Here is a 4837-nt window from a genome sequence, read left to right as displayed (position 1 = left end):
TTCATAATTTTGTCGAGAAATATTATTGTAACTTATAAAGTGGACGAGTTAAGTCAATTCAGATTTATACCTTGAGCAAGACGGCTTCTTGTTCATTTTCCACCCCCAGCTTTTGATAACTTTTTCAGCAAACCCTAGATAGGCGTTTAATTGATTCCAGATGGCGTTTAATTCATCGCCGACGGGATTCGGTCGTCCTTGACGCACCAGCAATTCTCCCCGTCGCAACGCTTCGACAACCGCTTGTTTGACAGACGTACTAAATGTGACACATCGTCCGTAGACTTATCGTCTACAAAATTGCCAAAATTAGCTTCATGGATGAATCGAGACATCAGATCCTTCAAGCTTTTGGCAGCTTAGTCAAGCAGAAACGCATTCTTCGCCAGCTTTCTCAAGAAGAACTGGGCTTCCGGGCTAATTTAGATCGCACCTACATTTCCGGAGTCGAACGTGGTGTTAGAAATCCATCTCTTGTGGCTCTAGTTCAAATTGCGTCTGGACTGGAAATTACGGTTTCTGAACTTCTCGATTCTCTAGAAGCAGAGTCTCAAAATATTCAATAATCTCTTAAATGACTGGCAATTTAGTAGAAGAACTCAGAGCAACGTTTAAATCTAAGTCACTTCAACAACAAATATTTGATATCCTTTCCGATCGGAAATGGCACTGTCGAGTTTGCGAAGGTAAAAAAGTTAATACTGCCCAGTATGCTGGTGGTGGAGGAATACAAGGACTACAGAGAGGAACTAAAAAACGTCCTGGTTTAGTTATTAAATCAGAGATGCGACATTGTAAAATCTGTCAAGTAAAAACTCGTCACGATCGATGGACTGGGAGACTTCAACAATCTAATGCAGCAACCAATATTCCCAAAAAGCTTGCAAAAAAAATATTAAATTTTTACGATTATCGAGATGTAATTGAGCAAAGAAAGCGAGCTGAACATGAATTGGTTATCGATCATAAATTTCCTATGGAGCGATGGGGAGCGCCAGAAGATAATCTCAGCTCTGAAATGAGTGATGATGAAATTAAATCAAAATTTCAACTACTCAAAAAAGACAGTTCGGGAAACCACAATCTTCTGAAGTCTAGAAGCTGCGAACGGTGTATCAAAACAGAAAAACGAGGACAACCGTTTGGGATTGCGTTCTGGTATCAAGGGGGTGAAAATTGGGTATCTCCTCATCAAAGAGGTTCTGAAGCCGAAAAAGGATGTGTTGGTTGCGGTTGGTATGACTTTGAAGCTTGGAGAAAGGCTCTCAACACTCATCTCAACAACGCTCGGGCATCTCGAGAAATTAATTCTGACTCAAACTCCAATGGCTGAAACCCTTGAAATCTAGTTGCCAATTCTCGATAGTAGGGGTGCATTTCACTATCTCACTTTTGCAATCGGAACCCTAACCATCCTCCTCTTGCTAAAGGGAGGTGCTGAGTGCTGAAGGCGGAGGGGTCGTTCTACAACATTGAGATGCACCTAATAGTAGAGCCTTTATCAATAAGCTTGAATTAGTCGAGGTGTCTGCTTTTAGATTCATTTATAGAGATTGAAAGTTTACGAAGATAGGGAAATAGAGACAACCCAATACACTCAGCGAGTCGAGGAGGAACAGCGTTGCCAATCTGCCACATTGCTTTTTTCATCGTTCCTTCAAATATAAAGTCGTCTGGAAAAGTTTGAAGTCTTGCCATTTCTCTAGCTGAAATGACTCGATTGAGATAAGGATGGATATGAGTTCCTCCGTGATTTTCCTTTACCGTCATGCTCGGTTTTCCTGAATACTGACGTTTAAAAGCATCAGCATAGGATTTATATAACGATCCGCCAGGAGGAACTTGGGCTATTCTTTCCATATATTGCGGTGAGTGTCGAGTCCATTCGTGATTAATCTCTGGAAGTGGATTGTATTCTGGTAAATCTGCAATCGCCGCTTCAATAGGAACGTATTCATTCGGTGTAAGTTGGGGCTGAGGAAACGGATTGGGAAACTCGAAGTGATTGGCGATAAATATGGCACGAGGACGAATCTGAGGAATTCCATATTCGGCAGATTCTAGAATTGCAACTGAAATCGTTGAATATCCAATACTGTTAAATTTTTGGAAAATATCTTCTTTGACGAGACCTTTCTTCATAGTCAAAATTCCCGGTACATTTTCCATAACAACATACCAAGGTTGAAGTTCAGCTACAATTCGTATAAATTCCTGAAAGAGAAAATTTCGAGGGTCGTTCGGATCTCTTTTTCCAGCAACTGAAAATCCTTGGCAAGGCGGGCCGCCAACGACTACATGAATAGGAGGGGAACCAATCGCTTCGAGCCATGCTTTGGCTGACAGACTGTGTATATCTCCATTAAAATGGTGACAGTCGGGAAAGTTGCGCTGATGAGTAGCTGATGCGATCGGGCTGATTTCAGCACTCGCGATAGGCTTATAACCTGCCTGTTGCAAGCCTTGGGTCATTCCACCTGCACCACAGAACAGATCGATGAAATTATATTCAAAATTTCCTTTTTCGATCTGACTGATATCTATAAATAATTTATAGGGATCGTTATCATTTTTTTCGAGATCGCGCTTGATACGCTCGTAGCGTCCTAATTTTGGCTGCTTTTGTCTGGGCTTTTTTTCTTCGATCTCAAGTTGTGGGAAAAGGGAAAGCTGAATCGATTCCACGGGCTTTTGAAGACTAGATTAATGCGATCGTCAAGGTGACATATCGTCTACATTATATCAAAGGTTGACAGACTGAGGGTCCCGAGACTGCCTTTTCGCAAGACGTTGTCTCTAGAAACCTATAGACAGCCAAAATAGAAAATGCCTAAACTTAACTTAGATAGGCGTTTAATTGATTCCAGATGGCGTTTAATTCATCGCCGACGGGATTCGGTCGTCCTTGACGCACCAGCAATTCTCCCCGTCGCAACGCTTCGACAACCGCTTGAGTCAGAGGAAGACGTCCGAGAACGACAATGTCGCGATCGCAACAAAAGGCTTCGATCTCTTCAGTCACCGTTAAATTGAGATCGAATTTGTTGATGATGACAAACGCCCGCACGCGGAACTGTTCGACCAATTGCACGACTCGTTTTAAGTCCGCCAACCCCGAAACGGTGGGTTCGGTGACGATTAACGCTGCGTCTGCACCTCGCACTGAGGCGATCGTCGGACAGCCAATTCCCGGCGAGCCGTCGACGATCGCCCACTCGCAACCGTACTCTTTCGCCACCTGCGCCGCGATACGCTTGATTTGTGTGACGAGTTTACCAGAGTTTTCGCCCCCAGCTTTCAGTCTCGCGTGAACCATCGGGGCGCGATCGGTTTCGGAAAAATAGAGGGTTCCGCTGTGTTGGGGAACTCGTGTCAACGCTCCCATCGGACATTTCACCGCACAGAGGTTACACCCTTCGCATTTGATGGGATCGATCTCCCCGTCTGCGGCGATGGCCTCGAACTCGCACAACACGCGACACAAGCCGCAGTCAATGCAGCGATCGCTGTGGCGAACCACCACGTTTCCCCCGTAAAACGGTTTCTCTTCCAGAATTTTCGGGTTGAGGAGAATATGGAGGTTCGGGGCGTCTACGTCGCAATCGGCGAGAACGAACTGGTTGGCCAGGGCCGCGAGGTTGGCGGTCACGGTAGTTTTTCCCGTTCCACCTTTTCCACTGATGACGACGACTTCTTTCATGAGAACTTCACCGGGTGAGGCGATCGAATGCGATCGAACAGGTCTCGAAAACGCAGTTTCCAACTCGGATATCTTTCGACGAAGGGAATCCCGCGAGAGTAAAGTTCGGCAAAAGCGCGATCGAACGGAATCTTCAGTAAAATGGGAAGACCCCGCGCTCGAGCGTAGACTTCGAGCGGTCGATCGGCCGCCCCTTCAGAGCGGTTGATAACGAGTCCCCAAGGTTTGTCGAACGGGGCGATCGCCTCGACGGTCATCTGTAAATCGTGCAAGCCAAACGGTGTCGGTTCGGCGACAAACAGACAAAAATCGCTGCTGGCGGCCACTTCCACTGCCGCACACGCGGTTCCTGGGGGAGCGTCGAGAACGGCAATTTTGCGTTCGTCGATATGCTGTATTAACGCCCGAATCGTAGGAACGGCGGATTCTTCCCCGACGTACAGCTCCCCTTGCCAAAATTCGATCCCCGAAACGTCGGTGTCCCACTGCAATACACCCACATCGCGATCGACTTCGGAAATCGCGTTCGCCGTACAAACCTGTTTGCACCCCCCGCAACTGTGACAGGCTTCGGGGTAAACGACGATACGGTTGCCCAACTTCGCGAGGGCGTTAAACTGGCAAAATCGAACGCAGGTTTGACACAACGCACATTTTTCGGCATTCACGACGGGAACCCGACGGCGAACGGGTTCGCTGCGATCGCCGAAATTCGGACGGACGAACAGACGCGCGTTCGGTTCTTCTACGTCCGCGTCGAACAGTTGCACCGTTCCTACGCTAGATAAAGAAAGAGCGAAATTCGTGGCGACAGTGGTTTTACCTGCTCCCCCTTTACCACTGAGTACGGCAATTTTCATCACCCCATAACCTCATCGAAAATTTTGGGTTTGAAACCCCGCCCCCTTCGACTTGGCTCAGGGCAAGCCTTCGACTTAGCTCACTTCGACAAGCTCACTTCGACAAGCTCAGTGCAAGCAGTGCGAGCAGGGCAAGCCTTCTAGGGCGGCTTTACAGTACAATGGACGTGAATGGTTAAACTGGCTAACGAAACCCAAGTTAGTAAGTTTGCCTAAAACTCCAATTGAATTGGAATTTTGGCGGTGGGACACACCGTTACAGCCTGTGAAGCGAGTG

The 4837-nt window shown here is 46.9% G+C and carries 5 protein-coding genes; 2 read left to right on the top strand and 3 right to left on the bottom strand.

Annotated elements, in window-relative coordinates:
• Positions 1 to 317 precede the first annotated feature (317 nt).
• Together POG22_RS02805 and POG22_RS02800 are read left to right on the top strand one after the other, a co-directional pair.
• Positions 318 to 566, top strand: coding sequence for a helix-turn-helix domain-containing protein (locus POG22_RS02805; RefSeq protein WP_017661930.1), 249 nt, complete (start codon positions 318 to 320; stop codon positions 564 to 566).
• Between the two features lie 8 nt (positions 567 to 574).
• Complete coding sequence (locus POG22_RS02800) at positions 575 to 1333, top strand: restriction endonuclease (RefSeq protein ID WP_498903511.1); 759 nt, start codon at positions 575 to 577, stop codon at positions 1331 to 1333.
• 182 nt (positions 1334 to 1515) lie between these two features.
• Here the strand turns inward: POG22_RS02800 and POG22_RS02795 are convergent, their stop codons facing one another.
• The 3 genes from POG22_RS02795 to POG22_RS02785 all read right to left on the bottom strand — a co-directional run bounded on the left by POG22_RS02795 (position 1516) and on the right by POG22_RS02785 (position 4560).
• Positions 1516 to 2685 (bottom strand): DNA cytosine methyltransferase, encoded by a 1170-nt coding sequence (locus tag POG22_RS02795; RefSeq protein WP_017661927.1) that lies wholly within the window; start codon positions 2683 to 2685, stop codon positions 1516 to 1518.
• A 151-nt stretch (positions 2686 to 2836) separates the two neighbouring features.
• Positions 2837 to 3700 (bottom strand): ATP-binding protein, encoded by an 864-nt coding sequence (locus POG22_RS02790; RefSeq protein ID WP_498903510.1) that lies wholly within the window; start codon positions 3698 to 3700, stop codon positions 2837 to 2839.
• Positions 3697 to 4560, bottom strand: a complete 864-nt coding sequence (locus tag POG22_RS02785; RefSeq protein ID WP_063719116.1) for a nucleotide-binding protein — start codon at positions 4558 to 4560, stop codon at positions 3697 to 3699. Before POG22_RS02785 ends, POG22_RS02790 begins: the two co-directional genes overlap by 4 nt.
• Positions 4561 to 4837: the final 277 nt, after the last annotated feature.

The sequence above is a fragment of the Geitlerinema sp. CS-897 genome (genome assembly GCF_028368005.1).
GTDB lineage: Bacteria > Cyanobacteriota > Cyanobacteriia > Cyanobacteriales > Geitlerinemataceae > Baaleninema > Baaleninema simplex.
The sequence above is the reverse complement of the archived record's forward strand: the minus strand, read 5'-3'. Positions and strand labels throughout refer to the sequence as shown.

What these genes read in the sequence shown, in the direction of transcription:
- POG22_RS02805 (WP_017661930.1), top strand. Translation starts at nt 318, where the DNA reads ATGGATGAATCGAGACATCAGATCCTTCAAGCTTTTGGCAGCTTAGTC.
- POG22_RS02800 (WP_498903511.1), top strand. Translation starts at nt 575, where the DNA reads ATGACTGGCAATTTAGTAGAAGAACTCAGAGCAACGTTTAAATCTAAG.
- POG22_RS02785 (WP_063719116.1), bottom strand. Translation starts at nt 4,560, where the DNA reads ATGAAAATTGCCGTACTCAGTGGTAAAGGGGGAGCAGGTAAAACCACT.
- POG22_RS02790 (WP_498903510.1), bottom strand. Translation starts at nt 3,700, where the DNA reads ATGAAAGAAGTCGTCGTCATCAGTGGAAAAGGTGGAACGGGAAAAACT.